20 protein-coding genes and 1 other annotated feature (1 of these 21 running past the window's edge) are annotated in these 20811 nt (G+C 52.4%); of the genes, 5 read left to right on the forward strand and 15 right to left on the reverse strand.

Translation table 11 applies throughout. The annotated features are described in order from the left end of the window. Nucleotides 1-95 (reverse strand) — a binding site (T-box leader) (it extends 222 nt beyond the left edge of the window). Nucleotides 96-238: 143 nt separating this feature from the next. Then, on the forward strand, nt 239-3319 hold the full coding sequence (locus tag KVT34_RS06590) for a transglycosylase domain-containing protein (protein WP_217557722.1): 3081 nt from the start codon (nt 239-241) through the stop codon (nt 3317-3319). A gap of 84 nt (nt 3320-3403) precedes the next feature. On the opposite strand, the gene KVT34_RS06595 is transcribed toward KVT34_RS06590, so the two are convergent. Beyond that, nucleotides 3404-3946, reverse strand: a complete 543-nt coding sequence (locus tag KVT34_RS06595; protein WP_217557725.1) for a 2'-5' RNA ligase family protein — start codon at nt 3944-3946, stop codon at nt 3404-3406. Nucleotides 3947-4064: 118 nt separating this feature from the next. Continuing rightward, the gene (gene acsA / locus KVT34_RS06600) at nt 4065-5789 is read right to left on the reverse strand and encodes an acetate--CoA ligase (RefSeq protein ID WP_217557727.1); all 1725 of its coding nucleotides are present in this window, start codon (nt 5787-5789) and stop codon (nt 4065-4067) included. Nucleotides 5790-5996: 207 nt separating this feature from the next. Between acsA and KVT34_RS06605 the strand changes: the two genes are divergently transcribed. Both KVT34_RS06605 and KVT34_RS06610 read left to right on the forward strand, forming a co-directional pair. Next, nucleotides 5997-6635: a GNAT family N-acetyltransferase gene (locus tag KVT34_RS06605; protein ID WP_217557729.1), complete on the forward strand. Its 639-nt coding sequence runs from the start codon at nt 5997-5999 to the stop codon at nt 6633-6635. A gap of 37 nt (nt 6636-6672) precedes the next feature. Beyond that, entirely contained in the window at nt 6673-7851 is a 1179-nt protein-coding gene (locus tag KVT34_RS06610) for an acetoin utilization protein AcuC (RefSeq protein ID WP_217557731.1), read from the forward strand. Between the two features lie 159 nt (nt 7852-8010). On the opposite strand, the gene KVT34_RS06615 is transcribed toward KVT34_RS06610, so the two are convergent. The 12 genes from KVT34_RS06615 to crcB form a co-directional block, all read right to left on the reverse strand. Further along, nucleotides 8011-8709, reverse strand: a complete 699-nt coding sequence (locus KVT34_RS06615; protein WP_217557733.1) for a 5'-methylthioadenosine/adenosylhomocysteine nucleosidase — start codon at nt 8707-8709, stop codon at nt 8011-8013. A gap of 39 nt (nt 8710-8748) precedes the next feature. Continuing rightward, nucleotides 8749-9768: a catabolite control protein A gene (gene ccpA, locus KVT34_RS06620; RefSeq protein WP_009672618.1), complete on the reverse strand. Its 1020-nt coding sequence runs from the start codon at nt 9766-9768 to the stop codon at nt 8749-8751. A 237-nt stretch (nt 9769-10005) separates the two neighbouring features. Then, nucleotides 10006-10455, reverse strand: a complete 450-nt coding sequence (locus tag KVT34_RS06625; RefSeq protein ID WP_254634633.1) for a hypothetical protein — start codon at nt 10453-10455, stop codon at nt 10006-10008. Between the two features lie 164 nt (nt 10456-10619). After that, complete coding sequence (locus KVT34_RS06630) at nt 10620-11165, reverse strand: type 1 glutamine amidotransferase domain-containing protein (RefSeq protein ID WP_217557734.1); 546 nt, start codon at nt 11163-11165, stop codon at nt 10620-10622. 31 nt (nt 11166-11196) lie between these two features. Continuing rightward, nucleotides 11197-12927 carry a phosphoenolpyruvate--protein phosphotransferase gene (ptsP, locus tag KVT34_RS06635; protein ID WP_042232629.1) on the reverse strand — a complete coding sequence of 577 codons (1731 nt, stop codon included), beginning with the start codon at nt 12925-12927 and terminating at the stop codon, nt 11197-11199. After that, nucleotides 12920-14812, reverse strand: coding sequence for a glucose PTS transporter subunit IIA (locus KVT34_RS06640; RefSeq protein WP_217557736.1), 1893 nt, complete (start codon nt 14810-14812; stop codon nt 12920-12922). The genes ptsP and KVT34_RS06640 overlap by 8 nt, the downstream gene beginning before the upstream one ends. 137 nt (nt 14813-14949) lie before the next feature. Beyond that, nucleotides 14950-15702 (reverse strand): hypothetical protein, encoded by a 753-nt coding sequence (locus KVT34_RS06645; protein WP_217557740.1) that lies wholly within the window; start codon nt 15700-15702, stop codon nt 14950-14952. A 196-nt stretch (nt 15703-15898) separates the two neighbouring features. Further along, entirely contained in the window at nt 15899-16324 is a 426-nt protein-coding gene (locus KVT34_RS06650; protein ID WP_217557742.1) for a CoA-binding protein, read from the reverse strand. Nucleotides 16325-16376: 52 nt separating this feature from the next. Continuing rightward, nucleotides 16377-17171 carry a C39 family peptidase gene (locus KVT34_RS06655; RefSeq protein WP_217558518.1) on the reverse strand — a complete coding sequence of 265 codons (795 nt, stop codon included), beginning with the start codon at nt 17169-17171 and terminating at the stop codon, nt 16377-16379. Between the two features lie 34 nt (nt 17172-17205). After that, entirely contained in the window at nt 17206-18504 is a 1299-nt protein-coding gene (aroA, locus tag KVT34_RS06660; RefSeq protein ID WP_217558519.1) for a 3-phosphoshikimate 1-carboxyvinyltransferase, read from the reverse strand. Nucleotides 18505-18561: 57 nt separating this feature from the next. Then, nucleotides 18562-18921, reverse strand: coding sequence for a fluoride efflux transporter FluC (locus KVT34_RS06665; protein ID WP_042232618.1), 360 nt, complete (start codon nt 18919-18921; stop codon nt 18562-18564). Continuing rightward, a complete protein-coding gene (crcB, locus tag KVT34_RS06670) occupies nt 18918-19295 on the reverse strand; it encodes a fluoride efflux transporter CrcB (RefSeq protein WP_217557744.1) in 378 nt (125 codons plus the stop codon). The genes KVT34_RS06665 and crcB overlap by 4 nt, the downstream gene beginning before the upstream one ends. 130 nt (nt 19296-19425) lie before the next feature. Here crcB and KVT34_RS06675 point away from each other — a divergent pair, with 130 nt between their 5' ends. After that, nucleotides 19426-19719 carry a rhodanese-like domain-containing protein gene (locus KVT34_RS06675; RefSeq protein ID WP_009672581.1) on the forward strand — a complete coding sequence of 98 codons (294 nt, stop codon included), beginning with the start codon at nt 19426-19428 and terminating at the stop codon, nt 19717-19719. Between the two features lie 25 nt (nt 19720-19744). On the opposite strand, the gene KVT34_RS06680 is transcribed toward KVT34_RS06675, so the two are convergent. Then, the gene (locus KVT34_RS06680; RefSeq protein WP_217557746.1) at nt 19745-20293 is read right to left on the reverse strand and encodes a shikimate kinase; all 549 of its coding nucleotides are present in this window, start codon (nt 20291-20293) and stop codon (nt 19745-19747) included. Between the two features lie 186 nt (nt 20294-20479). Here KVT34_RS06680 and KVT34_RS06685 point away from each other — a divergent pair, with 186 nt between their 5' ends. Next, nucleotides 20480-20806 (forward strand): hypothetical protein, encoded by a 327-nt coding sequence (locus KVT34_RS06685; RefSeq protein WP_309244069.1) that lies wholly within the window; start codon nt 20480-20482, stop codon nt 20804-20806. Nucleotides 20807-20811 lie beyond the last annotated feature (5 nt).

Genomic DNA, 20811 nt, shown 5'->3' on the forward strand with positions numbered 1-20811 from the left:
GGTATTTCGCTGAGGAGACCGGCACCGATTCACACCCGCCATCGGCTCTCTGTTCCCTGCATCTTCCCGCTACTGAAGTCCATCGACGCATTTTGATTAATATCCAGTTCCCTAAATTTATATCATAAAGAAACAAACGGTGTCAATCCGCGTCCTTAGGACCAAAGTCACGGCGGTATTCAAGATTTTGGCTTTGTGCTATAATTGAGGCGGTTATTAAAGGAGGAATCCTGGTAAAATGGCAAAAAAACTTTCTTTTTTACAAAATCCGGGAGTCCGAAAGACGCTTAAAGTCACCTTTCATACGGTTAAGTGGTTGTTTGTGGCATTTCTTGTTGTCGGAATTATGGGAGGAGCCGCCGCTTTCGGTTACGTAAGCGCGCTTGTCAAAAACGAGCCCGTCCGGAATAAAGAGGAAATGCGCAAAAAAATCGAAGAGAACGCCATCACGGGCTTTGTCTACTTTAACGACGATGCCGTCATCGGACAGCTTCGTACGGAAGAAGACAGGCGGCTTGCCGAATTGGCGGAAATTCCTCAAGTCGTTCTCGATGCGGTGCTCGCGATTGAAGATAACGATTTTTACAAACACAACGGGGTTGACATAAAAGGTTTATCCCGTGCCGTAACGCAGAAACTGCTGAACGAAGACGTACAAACCGGCGGAAGTACGATCACCCAGCAGCTGACCAGACGCGTTTTTCTGACATTGGACCGGGATACCGGGCGTAAAGCCAAAGAAATCCTGCTCTCCTTGAGGATGGAAAGACTTTTATCCAAAGATGAGATTCTGCTGGCCTATTTAAATAAAATTCCTTACGGAAACGGGGCTACGGGTTACAACCTGTTCGGCATTAAAGCGGCCGCCAAAGGCATCTTCAATATCGACGAACTGAATCAGCTGAATGTCGCCCAGGCCGCATACCTTGCCGGCCTTCCCCAGCAGCCGAGCAACTACTCGGCATACACGAGCAGCGGCGCGCCCAATCCGACGGGACTCAAAAACGCGATTGCACGCCAGAAGCTTGTGCTGAAGCGGATGCGTGAGGAAAACAAAATAAACGAAGCGCAGTACAACGAGGCGCTCGCCTTCGATATTGAAGCTTCTCTTGCCAAGCGCCAGCAAAAAGCATATGCCAGCTACCCCTATCTCATGATTGAAGCCGAGAAGGAAGCCGTCAATCTGCTTCTTAAGCAGGAGCATCCGGACCTTGATCCCGAAAAAGACGCGGCCGCTTACAGCGAAGCATCCAAAGCTATGCATACCCAGCTTCTGCGCGGCGGCTATCAGATTTACACGAGCATAGACAAAACGATCTATGACTCCATGCAGACGATCGGCAAAGAAGCGAAGAACTATTCCCCGACCGATTCCAAAAAAGGCGAGGAACAAGTCGGAGCGGTCATGATGGACAGCAAAACGGGCGCCGTTCTCGGGATGATCGAAGGACGCGATTTCAACAAATCGCAGATGAACAACGCGGTCCAGGCCGTCAGGCAGCCGGGTTCCACGATGAAGCCGATTGCGGCCTACATTCCCGCCATGGAATCCGGCAAACTCCAGCCGGCCAGCGTTATCGACGATTCGCCCGTAATTTTGAAAGACGGAGCGAGAGGCTATCACATTCCCGAGAACTGGAACCACAAGTACAGCGGACTGATCACTGCCCGCAAGGCGTTGAACCAATCCTACAACATCCCGGCGATCAAGCTGTTCACGGACACCGTCGGAATTAAGGAAGCTTGGGCGTTCGCCAAGAAACTGGGGATTACCACGATTGAAAAAGACGATTATAACGCTCAAACGGGCGTAATCGGCGGTCTTAAATACGGCGTGACCGTCAAGGATATGACCGGCGCTTATGCGGCCATGTCCAACAAAGGACTTTACAACGAAGCGTATATGATCCGGAAAATTACGGATTCGACCGGCAAAGTGATTTATGAGCACGAAATGAAGCCGACGCGTGTCTTCTCCGAGGAGACAGCCTACCTGATTACGGACATGATGAGAACCGTTATTACCGAAGGAACGGCGACAAGTATCAAGAAAAGCTTTAAATTTTACGGCAAAATACCGGTAGTCGGTAAAACCGGTTCTACGCAGGACGATGCCGACGCCTGGTTCATGGGGTATACTCCCAACATTACGGTCGGTGTGTGGGCGGGTTACGAGCTTCCGGTGAATAAGCTCAGCAAAGCCGGGACTCAGCGCGCCATGAACATGTGGTCGCTCATTATGAACGCCGCCGTCGAGAAGAAACCCGAGCTGTTCCCGGACACCTCGTTTAATCGGCCTTCCACGGTCGTTCAGGCGACCGTTTCCGACGTGTCGGGCAAACTTCCGAGCGATTTGAACCGGCAGTCCGGACACGTGGTGACGGATTGGTTTAACCGTAAATACATTCCTAAAACCGTCGATAACTCGATGAAATCCATGAGTACAATCGAATACAACGGCATTAACTATATTGCGCAAGATCAGACTCCCGGCGATATGGTAAAATCGAAGGTTGTTATTGTCCGCGAGAAGTCAGTTAATTCCCTACTGAAAGAGCTTTCTGCGGTTCTTAACAAACTTCCGGCCAAAAACCGCCGTCCGCTCAGCTTCTACAAACCGAAAGACTACGACGAGGACGCGCCTTCCGAGATCGATCCGCGTAAGGATGACGGAAGCGATCCGAATCCCCCTTCGAGGGTGGCGGCAACCAAATCGGGCGGCTCCGTGGTCATCACGTTCCAGCCAAGCGGGAACAACGATGTAGTCGGCTACCGGCTGTATCGTTCCGACAACGGCGGTCCTTATATCCGGCAGACAGGCAAGGTCGTCATGACCGGAAGCGACAGCAAGTTTACGGATAGCGTCAACCCCTCATCCGCCCAATCCTACTATGTCACGGCGGTTGATGTAGCCGGACGGGAATCCGCTCCCGGAAAAGCTACTTCGACGGGTTCCGGCTCCTCTATCGACTCCGGATTAGTTCCGGGAGACGGAGGCAGCCAAAACGGAGGGAACGGCGGTTCCGACCAGGAGTCGGAATCCAAGCAGACGCCGTCCTCTCCTACAGGACTGACCGCGAAAAGCAGCGGCAGCGGATTAAGGCTGCAATGGAACGAGAATTCTTCCAAAGATAAAGTTAAACGCTACAATGTCTATTATGCCGAGAAAGCGGATGGAAGTTACAAAAAGATCGATGCCGCGCTCTCTGCCGAATACGCAATCTCGTCCGTAAAACACGACGGGTATTACAAAGTGTCGGCCGTGAACGATGCCGGAGAGTCCCGCCTGTCTTCCGCGGTAAAATATGCGGCTCGCTAAATCCGTTGACCACGCCGGATAAATGTTACAAGAAAAGCCCGCGAGGCTGCTAAGCTTGATTGCTTGGCAGCTCCGGGCTTTTCTTTAAACCAATATTAATCTTTTAGAGTAAATCACTGGAACATTCCTTTTATCAACCAACTCGATAAGTGCAATTTCAGCTATATGACCGGTTATGTTAGCCGTTCTCTTTAAACAGTATTTAAATGCTTCTTCTAGTTTTTGCTCGGATAATCTATTGGCTATTGTACAATGCGGTGTCCAGTTACCAGGAGCATATAGGGAATCCGGTATGTCGTTAAACTTACCGAAGTGCTGATGATGAGTAGAATGAAGGTTCGTTAATTGTTCCGTAACTGCCGGAGCAAAATACAGTGCCCCTGAGTTTAGAAAAGAACCAACCGAATTTAGGAGAAAATGAACAACTGGTTTATCCTCATAAAATTTGTCCATTTCATTTACGAACTCAAGTTTATCCAGGTTGTTATGATTGGCAATTGTCATATGAGGTCTTCTATCTACAATTTCTTCCGCATAGAAAGAAATCGATCTTTCTTGGAGTTCTCTCCAAATCGTTTTAATAAGAAGCTCTGTCTGTTCATCAAACAAACCGATAACTGCATACATAATTTCTTTAACTCACCTTCTATCACTATTTGACTATTTTACGACCAACCAGCTAATAGTTAAAATTAAAGAAAGCTTAGAGCAAAAAAAAGCGGCCGTCAGGCCGCTCTTTCCTCTTTTAATCTTCAATCGTAGACAGGTCGCCTGTCGGCAGGTTAAGTTCCCAAGCTTTGAGCACGCGGCGCATGATTTTACCGCTGCGCGTTTTAGGAAGTTTGTCTTTAAACTCGATCTCGCGAGGAGATGCATGCGCAGACAAACCTTCTTTTACAAACTTGGCGATGTCCGCTTTAAGTTCATCGGATGGCTCGAACCCTTCGCGAAGCGCGATGAACGCTTTGATAATCTCGCCGCGCATCGGATCCGGCTTGCCGATAACACCCGCTTCCGCAACGGCCGGATGCTCGACCAGTTTACTTTCCACCTCAAACGGGCCTACCCGCTCGCCTGCCGTGTTAATAACGTCGTCGATACGGCCCTGGAACCAGAAGTAGCCATCCTCATCCATGTAAGCGGAGTCCCCGGATATATACCAGCCGGTTATTCTGAAATACTCTTCGTACTTCGCAGGGTTGTTCCAAATTTTGCGCATCATGGACGGCCAAGGCGTTTTGACCGCGAGGTTACCCATCCGGTTTGGCGGCAGAACATTGCCGCTGTCATCGATAATCGCGGCTTCCACCCCTGGAATCGGACGTCCCATGGAGCCCGGCTTGATCGGCATGCTCGGGTAGTTACAAATGAGCTGGCCGCCTGTTTCGGTCATCCACCAGGTGTCGTGGATACGCTGGCCATATACTTTCAGTCCCCAGCGGACGACTTCCGGGTTAAGAGGCTCCCCTACGCTGAGTACATGACGGAGCGAGGACAGATCAAACTGGTTAACGACATCGTCTCCGGCACCCATCAGCATGCGGAAAGCGGTCGGAGCGCTGTACCAGACGGTCACTCCGTATTTCTGAATCGTATTATACCAGTCCTGCGGACTGAAACGTCCGCCGCGGATTACGTTCGTAGCTCCGTTAAGCCAAGGGGCGAAAATACCGTAAGATGTGCCGGTAACCCAGCCTGGATCGGCCGTACACCAGTACACATCGTCTTCTTTAAGATCAAGGACAATATTGCCCGTGTAGTAATGCTGAACCATGGCGTTGTGCACATGAAAAACGCCTTTAGGCTTGCCTGTCGAACCGGATGTGTAATGCAGAATCAATCCGTCTTCACGGTCTACCCATTCGATGTCGAGTTCTTCGGACGCCTGCGCCATTTCCTTGTGGAAATCCACTTGGCCTTCCTGCAGTTCAAGATCTTCGCCAACGACAATAACATGCTTCAGATTAGGCAGCTCGGCCGTTGGAATACGGTGCACGAGTGCCGGTGTCGTAATAATGGCGACAGCTTCGCTGTCATGCAGACGGTCGCGTACCGCCATTTCCATGAATGCTTCGAAGAGCGGTCCGACTACCGCACCGATCTTGATGGCCCCGAGAAGCGCCATATACAGTTCCGGAGTACGCGGCATGAAAATAAAGAAACGGTCTCCCTTATTCACACCAAGCTTGCGGAGCACGTTCCCGAATTGATTGGATGTCGTTTTCAATTGAGAGAAGGTATAGGACTCGTCTCTCTTCTGATCGCTATAATAGAGGGCGACTTTGTCTTTTCTGGAAGATTCGGCATGGCGGTCGATCGCTTCGTAAGCCATGTTCACTTTACCTGTATCGAACCAGGAAAAATTGGATTCTATCTTTTCCCAATTGAACGATTCCCGGGCTTTTTCGTAATCGCCTAGGTTACCGTTTTGTGAAACTGCATCTACTACTTCACCTTTTAATTGGTTCATTTCTCCTACCTCCCGACAATTGAAACGCTTTCAATCTTTTTTTGAATGCTTTGTGCCTGACAGGAAGAAAAGCGTACTTTTCACCATGTACATTATATCACAGCAGGTTATGTTTGCCTATTGCTTTTCAATTTGCCGAAAAATGTGATATAAGAGAGTATAGAGAGAACTGCGTTACCGACGCCGCTTTTAAGGAGACTCCCTCTCATGGACCATAAAAAAATTTATCATTCGCACTCTTTCTTGCCGCCTGGCCTGGATGCGGAGATCACTGTGGAGGGTCCCGTATCCCCTGATCACCTGCGCGGCCTTCAGATGCATGCCGATCTGGACGCTTTCCGCAAGCCGAAAGACCAGCACGAAGCCCTGATCGAAATCGCGGAGCTGCCCGAGGGCCGCATTATTATCGCCCGTACCGGGGACTGGATTGTAGGCTATGTCACCTTCCATTATCCCGATGAAATCGAACGCTGGTCACAAGGCAATATGCCCGACTTGATTGAACTCGGGGCGATCGAAGTCGCCAACAGCTACCGGGCTCTCGGACTCGGAAAGAAGATGATCCGGCTTGCTTTTACGGACGGTCAGTTGGAGAACGTCATTACGTTCACGACCGAATATTATTGGCATTGGGACCTGGAAAGCAGCGGGCTCAGTGTGTGGGATTACCGAAAAATGATGGAAAACCTGATGAAATGCGTAGATATGGTGTGGTTTGCCACCGACGATCCGGAAATATGTTCGCACCCGGCCAACTGCCTGATGGTTCGCATCGGAAGCAAAGTTCCCCTGGCTTCCGTCGAGCAGTTCGACCGCATTCGCTTTCAACAACGGTTCATGTACTAAAGAACCATTTCCTGGATTACGGGAGGAACAGCTCGAGATGAAGAACGAATCTGTTTTTATATTTAACGAGCATGAAACGACCTATAAGTTCAACGAGGAACATCCTTTTAATCCGAAAAGACTGCTGCTCACGATTGACCTTCTCAGAAAGGCCGGAGCTCTGAACGACTCCGAAATCGTCACTCCCCGCGTTGCCACGGATGACGAGCTTCTCCGCGTCCATCAACCCGCTTATATCGATGCCGTGAAAGCGCTTAGCGAACTCTCCCCTTCGCTGGATTGGGTAAACAGCGCGGCCAAGTACGGGTTGGACACGGAGGACACGCCCTATTTTGCCTGGATGCATGACGTCACTTCGATGGTGGTCGGCGGCTCCATTACGGCTACCGATACCGTAATGTCAGGCAGAGCGAAGCGCGCGTTCCATCTGGGCGGCGGCCTGCACCACGCTCTGCAGAGCAAGGGAGCCGGCTTCTGCGTCTATAACGACGCTTCCGCCGCCATTGCCCATCTTACCGAGCATTACAACGCGAGGGTTCTGTACATCGACACGGATGTCCACCATGGCGACGGCGTTCAATGGAGCTTTTACACCGACCCGCGCGTATGCACGTTCTCCATCCACGAAACCGGGAAATATTTATTCCCCGGGACGGGGGATGTGACGGAGCGGGGCGAGGGCGAAGCGTTCGGCACCTGCGTGAATGTTCCGGTGGAGCCGTACACCGAAGACGATTCCTGGCTTGAAAGCTTTGAAGCGGTTCTGGTGCCGCTGATTGAGCGTTTCAAGCCCGATATCATCGTGTCGCAGCACGGTTGCGACGCGCATGCCCTTGATCCGCTGGCCCATGTACACTGTTCCATGCGGATCTACAAAAGAATGCCCGAGCTAATCCGCGAGCTGGCCGACAAGTGGTGTGACGGCCGCTGGGTTGCGCTCGGCGGCGGAGGCTACGACATCTACCGGGTCGTTCCGCGTGCCTGGAGTCTGGTCTGGCTGGTCATGACCGGGCACCCGCTGCTACGGGAGCTGGAGAACAACCCGCTCCTTCCCCTGCCGGCGGCGTGGGTTGCCGAGCAGCAGCCCGGAAGCCCCGTCAAGCTCCCCGCCACTTGGCTAGATAACGTGGCGGATTGGGAACCGATCCCGCGCAGGGAAATTATTACCGAGAAGAACAAGAAGACCGTGGAGATCGCTCTGCTTTATTTGAAGTGAGAGCGATTTCCACGGTCTTTTTATGGAGATCGCTTCCGTCCATGGGTGATAACTCCGCTGCTGTGTGCATGCCGGACGAAATTTCTTTCAAATCCGTTGGAACAAAAAAGACTGACCGGTTTAAAACCGGCCAGCCTTTTTCATTTGCCTATCCGTCCATTATAACGAGCGCACCATATGTTCAATGATCCGGTGCGAATTTTCGGAAGCCTGCTTGGTAAATTCCGCGAAATTAACGTGCGCCGACCCGTCCGCTTTATCGGACATGGACCGGATCACGACGAACGGAACTTTGTTCATGGAACAAACCTGCGCCACGGCCGCACCTTCCATCTCCGTACAGGTCCCGCCGAGCTCCTGGTGAAGCTCTGCCACTTTATCGCGCGAAGCGACGAATTGGTCCCCGGACAGGACGAGTCCTTGCTTCGTTCTTCCCTGGAACAGCTCCCGGCTTGCCTCATCCGCCAATTTCACCAGCTGAGGGTCCGCCTTGAAGACCGAAACTTCCTCGTAAGGAATGACTCCGCGCTGGAAGCCAAGGGGGGTCACATCCATGTCATGCTGCATACAGGTTGTGGAGATGACGATATCGCCAATATTCAGCTCCGGATCGAGCGCTCCGGCAACGCCTGTAAACAGTACGGCATCAACACCGAAGCTGTCAATCAGAATTTGCGTGCAGACGGCGGCGTTCACTTTGCCTACTCCCGATTTGCAAACCACAACGGATTTGCCTTCAAACTGGCCTTCCCTGTATGTAATGCCGGCTTTGTTCGTTTCGCTTACGCCGCTCATCCCGCCGACAAGCAGTTCGATTTCTTCATTCATGGCGCCGATCAGACCGATTTTATTTATCATCCTAATGTAGCCTCTACTTTCCGCTCAACAAAAAGCGGCTCAACGAGGAGCCACTGAGCTGCGCTTAATGATTTCATGCGGGAGAACGACTTGAGTAAGTTCCATCGTTTCCTTGTTCATCAATTTCGTAAGCAGACGCATGGACACCGCGCCGATATCGTACATAGGCTGCGCCACCGTCGTTAATTGAGGACGCACCATAGAAGCCATCCGGATATTATCGATACTCATTACGGAAATATCCTTCGGTACGGAAAGCCCTTCGTCCTGGATTTTGTGAATGGCGCCGATCGCCATTTCGTCCGTCGCCGAGAAAATAGCGGTCGGGCGCGTCGGCAGTTTCAAGAAATAATCCGTCGCATCGATTCCCGATTCATACCGGTAATTGCCCAGTCTTACATAATCCTCGTTCACTTCGATGCCTGCATGCTCCAACGCCTTCTTGTAGCCCTGGTAGCGCGCAAAGCCGTTAGCCGGGTCTTGAAGAGGTCCGGAGATCATGGCGATCGTACGGTGGCCGCTCTCGATCAGAAGCTGCACGGCATCGTAAGCCGCTTTCTCGTGATCGATATCGACGGACGGCATTACGTTCTGCTCGTCGGCCGTACCGCAGAGCACAACCGGAACGGAAGAGGTCCGGAACGCATTGATATGATCTTCCGTCACGACGCCGCCCATAAAGAGAAGCCCGTCCACCTGCTTCTCCAGCAGCGTGTTGATGACGCGGATTTCTTTCTCTTTCTTCTTGTCGGCGTTGCTCAAAATAATATTGTAATGATACATATTCGCAATGTCTTCGATTCCGCGCGCCACTTCCGCAAAAATCGAGTTTGAAATATCGGGGATAACCACGCCGACTGTCGTTGTTTTCTTCGATGCAAGACCCCGGGCAACAGCATTGGGGCGATAACCGAGCCGTTCGATTGCTTCGAATACTTTCTTCCTAGTCTGCGGCTTCACGTTCGGGTTATTGTTGACGACACGCGAAACCGTGGCCATCGATACTCCTGCTTCTCTTGCTACGTCATAAATAGTAACGGTCACGGTCACTCTCTCCATTTATTCAAATATTCGTCGTCCTTGCCATATTACAGACTATCATACGACATTATTTCCCTTTTCGCAATTAAAACACTTTCACACCTAATAGTAGCAAAAAATACGCATGAAAGCCAACTCGGCGATGTTCATACCCGCTTTCGCGGGAACCCTCATCGTTCAAGTTGGCTAAGTAATCAACTTCAATCCTATCCAAGCATCCGGCGGATGGGCTGTAAGGAAGATCACTGCCTGCAATCAGCGGCTGGTCCTATCCGCAAAAGCTTCCTGCAGCCGGTCGTCCGACAGCATATGCTCGCTGATTTGAGCCAACCTGCTGCGGAGCTCTCCCACCCAGCCCATATCCCCGACAGAGGTAGCCAGAAGCAGCAGATCCAGCAGTTCATTGACCCTTTCCTCAACGGCCTGCTTAAATCCGTACCCGTCCTCGGAGGAACAGGCGAGCCGGACAATGAGGCAGGCGATTTCGGATACGTCTTCGAACCGCAGGATCTGCTTTTCCGGTTTCGGGCCGAGCGTATCGATCAATTCCGTAACTTTAGGTTTTACGCTCGAATAAACAACGCTTTTGCCGCATGCTTCGCATGAGTAGATGGGTACGTTTTCAATCTCTACCTTTTGTTTAAACACGACGGTTCTCAGGCATAAATGAATCGGTTGTCCGCAGCAGTACCCTTTTTGCATCATAATCACTCACTCCTCTAGCAGCCGATTGAAACTTGCTGTCTTCGTCTTACTTAGCTACTTCTATCCGGGTGAATGATATTCCTGCTTTTCGGAACCTGTCACATATTACCTTTTTTTGAAAAATTCATTTATTTTTGAAGACAGCGTTATCTCTGTGCCAACCGTTAGTTTGAAGCCTTTTTCTGAATCAATACTTCGATAAAAGCTTTCATAAAAGCGGGCAGATCCGGAGGACGCCGCCCCGAAACGATATTGCGGTCGACCACGGCTTCCTCGTCCACCCAGATCGCTCCGGCGTTTTCAAGATCATCCCGGATGCCCGGCGTAGAAGTCATCGTATAGCCTTCCACGATTTTGGCCGAAATCAAAACCCAGCCCGCGTGACAAATCTGCGCAATCGGTTTTTGCGCCTCATGAATTTCGCGGGTAAACCGCAGAACGTCGGCATATCTGCGCAGTTTATCGGGCGCCCAGCCGCCAGGCACGTAAAGCCCGTCATAATCGGCCGCGCATACGTCTCCGAAGGCGACGTCCGCCGTAATCGGCACGCCGTATTTGCCGTGATAAATTTCGCGGGCTTTGGGCCCTGCGATATCGACGATTGCTCCCGCTTCCCGCAAACGAAGAACGGGGTACCACATTTCCAGATCCTCGAACTCCTCATCGACAAACGCCAGTATGCGCTGGCCTTTCAAATCCTGTACGGTCATAGTAAATCCCTCCTGGTTTCGTGAGAATAGGTTAAGAAGCGCTCGACCGGGAATCCGCCTGCCGGAGCACCTGCTCGATCTCTTCGCTGGTGCCGCACTGCAGGACTTCCTGAAGCAGGCGTTCGCACTCGGCGTGATTGCTCGTCAGCAGACGGTGCTTGATCGGAAGAATAAGCTGGACGGACATGCTCAGCTCCTCGATACCCAGCCCCAGCCAAAGAGGAAGCGCGCGGATATCTCCGGCGAACTCCCCGCATACGGCAACGGGTATACCGGCCGCCTTGGCCGCATCAATGGTCAGCTTCAGCAGCCGGATTACGGCGGGATGATACGGATTGTACAAATGGGCGATGCTGTCGTTCATCCGGTCCACCGCCAAAACGAACTGGATCAGATCGTTAGTTCCGATGCTGAAGAAATCGACTTCTTTGGCCAGAACGTCGGCAATCAGGGCCGCCCCCGGCACTTCGATCGTCAAGCCGACCTCAATGTCGGGGTTAAACGGCTTGCCCCGGCTTTTCAGTTCCTGCTTGGCTTCCGCCAGCAGAGCGTTAGCCTCTCTAAGCTCGCCCAGCGACGAGATCATCGGATACATCAGCTTTACTTGACCAAAGTGCGAGGCCCGCAAAATCGCGCGAAGCTGGGTTTTGAACAGCTCGCGGCGATCCAGCGAGATCCGGATAGCCCGGCATCCCAGCGCAGGATTCTCCTCCACCTGAAGCGGAAGATAATCCAGCTTCTTGTCTCCGCCGATATCCAGCGTGCGGATGATGAGCGGCCTGCCGTCCAGCTTCACCGCCGCCTGCTTATACACCTCGGTCTGCTCCTCTTCATCCGGCAGTGAGTCGCGGTCCATGTAGAGAAATTCCGAGCGGAATAAACCGACTCCGACGGCGCCGTTTTTGAGCACTTGGTCGATTTCTTTGATCGAGCTGATATTCGCCGCCAGCCGGACCTGTTTGCGGTCCTGCGTCATGGACGGGACGTGGGCGATTTCCTGCAGCCGCTCGCGGTGCATGAGCCAATCCGTCTTGCGCGACTCGTACAGCTCCACGGTGCCGCTGTCCGGGTTCACGTAGACGATCCCTTCCTCGCCGTCCACAATCATCAAGTCGCCGTTCTGAATAGGCCGGATAAGCTTGCCTTCCAGCCCCAGCACGAACGGGATTCCCATCGCGCGGCTCATAATCGACGTATGCGAGGTCAGTCCGCCCATCATCGTGACGATGCCCAGCACGCGGGCCGGGTCCAAATGCACCAGTTGGGAAGGGGTAAGCTCCTTCGCCACGAGTACGTAGGAATGATCCGTCGGCGGCGGAGTATCGTCCCCGCTGCCCAACAGATGCTTCAGAAGACGGTTCCCTACGTCTTTAATGTCCATGGCCCGTTCTTTCATATAGTCATCGTCCAATACGTCGAACATTTCGACGAATTTGTCGATCACTTCTTTGACGGCCACCTCTGCGGCTTTGTACTGCCGGCTGATGATCCCCTGAATTTCGTTCATAAACACGGGATCTTCCAAAATCGCCAGATGAGCGTCGAAAATGTACGATTGCTCCTGGCCCAGGACGTCCCGGATCTCTTGTTTGATATGTTCCAATTCGTCTTTGGACGAACGGATCCCGTCATACAGCCGTTCGAACTCAAACGACAAATCGGTGGCGTCCACCATCTTATCCGGGAACTCCCAATCCCAGGCGGGGATCACGTAAGCGGGACCCATGGCGATCCCCGATGAAGCTCCTATCCCTTTAAACATTTGAAGTCCCTCCGCTCTGTTCCGGTTTTTTCAGCACAACGGACATCACGGACGCCTGCCCTTTTTTAACGGATTTATAGGGGGCGAAACTCCATGATTTGACACGGTCCGAATTGGTAATCACCATAGGGGTGGCCAGCGATTTGGCATGCTTCTTCAACTGACTGTAGTTAAAACGGATCAGCAGTTGCCCCGCCTCCACCTCGTCTCCGGGCTGTACCTGAGCCTCGAAGAAATTTCCGGTTAATGTGGATGTGTCGATGCCGATGTGCAGCAGAACTTCAAGTCCTTCCTCTGTCTGAATCCCGAGCGCATGCATTGTCGGATAAACGTGCATGATTTTACCGGCTACCGGCGACAGCAGTTCCCCTTTATCCGGTATGAAAGCAACCCCGTTGCCGACAATTTTCCCCGCGAAAATGCGGTCCGGAACGTCCTCCAGCGGAATCATTCTTCCCGCCATCGGGGAACTGAAGAGCACAAGCTGGATGTCTTTGCGCAGCAGCTTCATGATTTCTTCCCGGATCAATTCGGAGAATGTACCGAAAACGACCTGCACGTTGCCCCCGCCCAAGCGGATGACTCCGGCCGCTCCAAGGTGCTTCAGTGCGGCAATATCCATGAGGCGGTCGGATTCAAGCGTCAATCTCAGCCGTGTGATGCAGGCTTCGATTTTTTTGATATTCCCCTTGCCTCCAAGCGCTTGGACGATAAGCGGCGCCCGGTAAGGGATGTCGCCCGCCCATTCTTCGAGCGATGAACCTTCCTCACGGCCCGGGGTCGGAATGCGGTAACGCCGGATGGCGTACCTGAACATGACATAGTATACCGCTCCGAACACGAGTCCGATCGGAATAAGCATCCATCCGTTGCGCGACAAATGCTCGTTAATGACAAAATCGATAGCTCCGGCGGAATAAGAGAAGCCATGCGAAATATTCAGCGCATACGCGATCCACATGGCAAAGCCGGATAAAATGGCATGAATCACGAACAAGTAAGGAGCGACGAACAGAAAGGCAAACTCAATCGGCTCCGTGACGCCGGTCAGGAAAGAAGTCAGCGCCGCCGTCATAAAAGTCACTCGGACATGAGGCTTCAAATCTTCCCGGGCTTCGTGGATAATGGCGAAAGCAATGGCGGGAAGCGCGAACATCATAATCGGATACAGTCCGGCCATGTAGGCCCCGGCCGTCGGATCACCCGCGAAGAAGCGGGGCAGATCGCCGTAAACCATATCACCGTTCGGTTCTTTGTAAGCGCCCAGTTGAAACCAGAAGAAATTGTTCAGAATATAATGAAGCCCGGAAGGCACAAGAAGACGGTGCGCGATGCCGTACAAGAAAGCACCGAATCCGCCGAGGCTGAGAACCCATGCCGTCAACTGCTCCATCCCGTTCTCCAGGACGGGGCCCAGCTTGATCATCAGGATGGACAGGACGAGCGTAACGACTCCCATAATAAGCGGAACCATCCGCGGTCCTCCGAAAAACTGTACGTATTCGGGAAGCTGGATCCGCTTGCACCGGTGGTACGCGACCGCCGACAGCAGACCGATCAGGATTCCTCCCGCGACCCCCAGTTGAAACGTTTCGCCCAGCTGATGCTGGGTCAATACGGTGAATAAAAAGTAGCTCATCAGTGCGGAAAGTCCGGCAATACCCGCATTCTCCGTCAAACCGAGAGCAACGCCCACCGCAAATACGAGCGGCAAATAGGTAAAAATGGTATGACCCGCAAGCAGCATCATATCGCCGAGCCATGCCGCCCCCAAACTATCCCATGGCAGGATTCCCAGTCTTATAAGTACTGCGGCAACAGGGAGCGTAATCATCGGAAGCATTAAAGAACGCCCGAATTGCTGCAAATTTCCCATCCAGTTCAACTTAAGCCCTGCCTCCTCTCTCTATTTCGATCCTAATGGCTGCCGCACTTTTTGTCAAAAACAAATAAGCGGGTCCGAAGACCCGCTTGTCGGCATAAAGCGGCATGACGATGCTGTAAGCCATCGTCAGCCTTTAATTAAAACGTTCCTGTCGTGTACGGGTTGCCCGTGTTGAAACGGCCGGTTTGAGCGGAACCTACACTGCTGGAAAGACCGCCGAACTGCTGCTGAGCCGGAGTTTGGGAATCCGAGTGCAGGTAGCTGTCATGACCCGGCTGGTCGCCGCGGTAGTTAGCCGTATGGTAAGACTGCGGAGAGGCGGATTGGCTGTAGCTTTGCGTACCGTAGCCTTGGCCATAGGATTGACCGTAGGATTGGGAACCGTAATTTTGGGAGCCGTAGCCTTGGCCGACAACAGATTGGCTCAGCCCGTAAGAAGCTTGGCCGTAGCCTTGTTGGGCCGGAGACTGGGAATCCGAGCGCAGGTAGTTGTCGTGTCCCGGCTGATCGCCACGGTAGTTAGCCGTGTGGTAAGACTGCGGGGCAGCGTATTGTCCGTAGCTTTGTTGCTGGCTCGTGTAGGATTGGTTTCCTTGGCTGCCGTAAGCTTGGGAACCAAAGGATTGAGTCAAGCCCTGGGAAACTTGTCCGAAACCTTGATGCTGGGCCGGAGTTTGGGAATCCGAGTGCAGGTAGCTGTCATGACCCGGTTGGTTGCCGCGGTAGTTAGCCGTGTGGAACGATTGCGGGTTTTGGTAGCTGCCGTATTGCTGGGAATTTTGGTACTGGTTCTGACCGTACGAAGATTGAACATAACCCGTCGGCTGGAACTTGTTTTGGTATTGGGACTGGGAGCCGATACCAGCTTGATTTTGATACTGGTTGTACATGCGGAGTTCCTCCTTTAAGGAAATTAATGAGTCTTCCAGACAAGTCTTTCCTTGTTCTGAAGCCTCCCCTATTGTTTGCAGGAGCCGCTGAAATTATGAAGCCTCCCCGAAATATTTTTTTCAGAAAAAATAAAACCCGACTAAAGCTTGCGCCTTAATCGGGTAATGATATTTTTAGCGGCCGTACCGTACCGGTTCAGTTGCCTCTCGGATTCAAAATCGCATCTTCCACTTTGATGCAGCGGTCCATTACGACCGTCAAGCCGCCGCGTTGTGCAATCTCCGCCGCTTCTTCGTTATACACGCCCTGCTGCAGCCAAAGAACTTTGGCTCCCTTGCGTACCGCTTCCTCCGCGATTGGCACAACCTGGTCGCTTCTGCGGAACACATTGACGATATCCACATGACCGGGAATATCGGATAGGCTGGCATAGCTTTTATCGCCCAAAATGACATCCGCATTCGGATTAACCGGAATAATCTCGTACCCGCGGGATTTCATGGCTGCCGATACCATGTGCGACACCCTTTCCGGGTTATCAGACAAACCTACAACGGCAATGGGGCCCGCTGAAGCCAGCAAGGTTTTGATTTCGTCTCTGGACGGATTTTCAAAAGGCATAGGAACACTCCCTTTCTTTATTTAAAAAACCGGCGTCGTCCGTTGTCTGTTCTTAATCAGCCGTATAGGACAAGCCCTGCTTGCCCATTGCTTCCCAGATGTCGATGAACAGCTTTTTATCCAGCCGGACATTTTTGCTGCCCGTCCACGGATCGTTCACGTAAACGGACGTCTCGTCGTACCCGACCATCAATACCGCATGCTCGGAAAATGTCGCGCGTATCGGACCGATCGAGGTATTCCATTCGGACCAGCGGGTCGGCATCGTGAAACCGATGGTCGTCCAAACGACAACCGGGCGACCGTTCGCGATTTGTTTTTCATACACGTCAAAGGATTCGCCCGTTAAATCTACGGCAGAAGGAATATACGACTTCAACAGCGGAAACAGCGCCTTGTGGTAGATGCCGAAGCCTTTGGACTTCCCGGTGCCGTCTCCCACGTAACCAATGTTCGGGTGGCCCCACGAGGCAATGGTCCCGTCTTTGTTCCAGACGATAGGAGTCGGGTCCTTCGGCATTTCGTCGTACAGCTGCATCTTATCCAGTTTGATGCCTTTATAATGAAGCATCATGGCAATCGAAGTAATTTCACAGCCCGACGGCAGCTCCGGTTTCTGCGCGAGAACGGGCGCATCGATCATGGCCTTCGTTTTCGGCTGTTCTTGAACCTGTTCCGTCCCCGAAGGCTGCTCCGGTTCAGGCGGAGGCTGTTTTTCAAGTTTCGCGTCCATGGCCATGACAGTCTGAACGTCTTGCCCGCTTATTTTGGCATATAGCATCACAGACATGAAACCGCCTGAGAACAATAACCCGAGGATCAGAAAGAAACCGAACGTTACTTTCATGCCCCTCCAAATAATGCGCATCCTATTCACCCATTCATTCGTTCGTTAATTCGATGTGCGCTCCGAGTGAAATCATATGATCGAAAAACTGCGGATAAGATTTGGCCACATGGTGGGCGTCACGGATAACAAGCCCCTGCTTGCTCCTCAGCCCTGCCACGGAAAGGGCCATAATGACGCGATGGTCATAATGCGCGTTGATTTCCACGCCGCCTTCAAGCCCTTCCGGCCGGCCGTGGACAATGATTTCGCTTTGACGCTCTTCCACGTCGGCTCCGGCTTTGCGCAGCTCGTTCAGGAAATCCGTAATCCGGTCGCACTCTTTGTAGCGGAGATTCTCCACGTTGTAAAAACGCGAGGTGCCTTCCGCGAACACCGCGGCCGCTACCATAGCAAGCACCGCATCGGTAAAATGATCGCCGTCGAATTCGCCGGCTTTAAGTTTGCCCGTACCTTGTACGCGCACGATTCCATCCTTGTGAGTCAGCGAGACGCCCATCGCGCGGAGAACGTCCACGCAGGCTTTCTCGCCCTGACGGCTGTTCTCGTCGAGACGATGAACGGTAACATCCGAGTCGGTGACGGCCGCAGCCGCCAAGATCGCCGCGGATCCGGGGTAATCTCCCTGCACGACATACTCCTGCGCACGATAAGATTGATTCCCGGGAATCCGGTAATGCATAAGATCTTCGCTGGCTTCCACGCGAATCCCTGCTTGTTCGAGCACTTCCAGTGTTTGTCCGACAATCACTTTGGACTTCAAATCGTGAAGCACTTCGATTTCACTGTCTTCTTGGAGCAGAGGAGTCAAAAAGAGAAGGGAGCTCAAAAATTGCGAGCTTACGCTGCCCGACACGGTAATTTTGCCTCCGCGGGGTTGTCCCCCTTTAATAGTTATCGGCAGACGGCCTTCATTATGTTCGACCTGAACGTTCATTTGTTTCAGCGTATCAATGAGATCCATATGCGGCCGCTTGCCGAGCGATTCCGGATACTGATTAATGAAAGTAACTTCACTTTGGCAGAGGGCTGCCGTAGACATCAGAAAACGGAGAACCGCTCCCGCATTGCCGACGTTTAATTCTTTGATAGGGAGAGGGTGTTTGCCGAATCCCTTAATAACCATCTTATGCTCGTCCTCTTCGATAACCGCGCCCAAATCCCGGATACAGCGGCGCATGGCGTCACTGTCTTCACTGTGAGCCGGGTAGTGGATCGTACTCGTACCGTCGGCCAGTGCCGCAAGAAGGAGGTAACGAGTCGTATAGTTTTTGGAAGACAGCGCTTGAATTTCTCCCTGAAGGTTCGGTGTCGCTTTTACAATGGCTTTCATGGAATTCATGGTAGTTCTCTCCTTTGGTCGATGAGTGGTCCGCGTAGGGCCTTATGTTTATATGTAGAAGCCGGCAAAAGCTAGGCCGATTCCGGCCAGATAGCTTACGGCCAGATAGATCATATCCAGATTAAAAAGCTTTTTCTTTCTCAGCTTCCAGCTGTCCAGCTTTAAAGTGGAAAACGTCGTAAAGGCGCCGGTAAAGCCTGTTCCCAGCCCGATAAGCAAGGCGGCATTCGTCACATGCCCGAACAGCCACCCCAGAAAAAAACAACCCGTGAGGTTGACGGCCAGTGTGCCGAACGGAAACGGAGAAGCCGTACGGCTCTGAACCCAGCCGGCTAACTTGTATCTGGCGATGGAGCCGACGAATCCTCCGGCCCCTACCAGCAGCACATTCATCCAGCCCGCGTTCATATGGCTTTCTCCTTCCTGCGGTGCGCGGCAGCCGTGCCCAAACTGACGGCAAGGAGCCCTCCGAACAGACTGACGCCAATGTACAGCAAGGCTAGGGGCATCCGATGATCCTGAAGCATCCGGACCGTTTCCATACTAAAGGTGGAGAAAGTCGTGAAAGCGCCGATAAAGCCAGTCATAACGGCAGTACGCAGCTCCTGCGGCCATTTCGGAAGCAGAGCCTCGCTGAAATAACCGAGCAGCATGCAGCCGATCATGTTACAAGCTAGCGTGCCCCACGGGAAGGAACCGGTTCCTTCGTTCCAAAGAACGGATAAGCCGTAACGGGACAGGGCTCCGAACACGCCGGCTGTTCCGATGATCCAACTTTTCATAGGCAAACCACCTATTCTGTCCCGTATTTGCTTTGAAGATAGTCTAAGGGAAGCACGGAGACGGTTTGACTCCGCGCTTCCGGGTTTTGTATAGTTACAGGGAAAACGAGATTACAGGAGGTGCTTTTATATGAATAAGATTCAACCCTCGGAATTGAAAGCCCGACTTGCGGCGGGTGAGCCGCTGTGCGTTATAGACGTACGCGAGCCCGAAGAAGTCGCGGCCGGTCAAATTGCCGGTGCCAAATCGATTCCCTTGATGGAGATTCACACCCGTCTTCACGAAATTCCTAAAGAAGGCGAAGTCATTCTGGTCTGCCGCAGCGGCAACCGGAGCGGGAAAGCCTACGATTTCCTGGAGTCCCAAGGCTTTGCGAATTTGAAAAACATGGAGGGCGGAATGCTCGCCTGGGAACAGCTTTAAGCCCGCCGCCGGACGAGCGGCCCGGTCAGCCTGAAAATTCTTCCCGCTTCAGTCTTTCTTTGGTCCAGGCGTTAAAGATGTGTTCGGCTATGTCGTCCGCGGCAAGCGGTGACGTATCGATTGTAAGGTCGGCAAACCTGTACGCATCTTGACGTTCCTGGAGCATCGTACGAACCTTTTCCTCCAGTCCGCTTCCCTGCAGCAAAGGCCGGTTGGAGTCGTTTTTAACCCGCTCCACGATGGTTTCCAGACTTGCGGACAAAGCCGCGACAAAGCCCCGCTCGCTCATGCACGCCCTGTTCTCCTCCGCCAGTACGGCACCGCCTCCCGTTGAAATCACGCGATGGCTGCCGGCCAGCGTCTCCCGGACGACCTCGCGCTCCAAAGTCCGGAAATGAGCTTCCCCGTGCGTGGCGAACAATTCCGGAATAGACATTCCGGCTTTTTTTACAATTTCCTCATCGGTATCTATCATAGGCCAACCCAGCCGATCAGCCAACTTTAACCCGACAGTCGTTTTACCAGTGCCCATAAACCCAATCAGCACTATATTTGATCTCGGTTGTGTGCTCATCGTGCCCGTCGATCCTCTCTCGGTTTAAACTTTCCACTATCATATCACAGCAAAAGCCCCGGATGAATACAAATTGCATCAATTTCATATGGTATAGTGAATAAACCTTTTCAAAGACAGCAAAAATGAGAATACATACGCAATCCGTAGAAGGATCAGTAGATTACAAGGAGCGATGTCCGATTGATGCCTCATCCAAGGATTCCCGACCCCAGCCGGAATACTTCCGGCCGGCTGAGTCAGATGCTTCAGCCCTCGTACATGCTATGCAGAGATGACGTAGTCTGGGCGCTCGAATTTATACGCAAAAAAATGGCTGAGCAGGATTCCCGGTTAAAGGAACTCACTCAGCCGCGTCTATTGAAAAACTTTGAATCTTTCGCCGAAGTTTCCATGATGCTTGTCCATCGCAGAAGCGCCTTCGATCAGGAAGCAGACCGTATCAAAAGCTGTCTGAAAGAAGCTTCGTACGGTCTCTTCGAGAATGAACCCCCTTCGGAGCGGGATTCCTAGCCGGC

Source organism: Paenibacillus sp. GbtcB18 (genome assembly GCF_019091125.1).
Lineage (GTDB): Bacteria > Bacillota > Bacilli > Paenibacillales > NBRC-103111 > Paenibacillus_F > Paenibacillus_F chitinolyticus.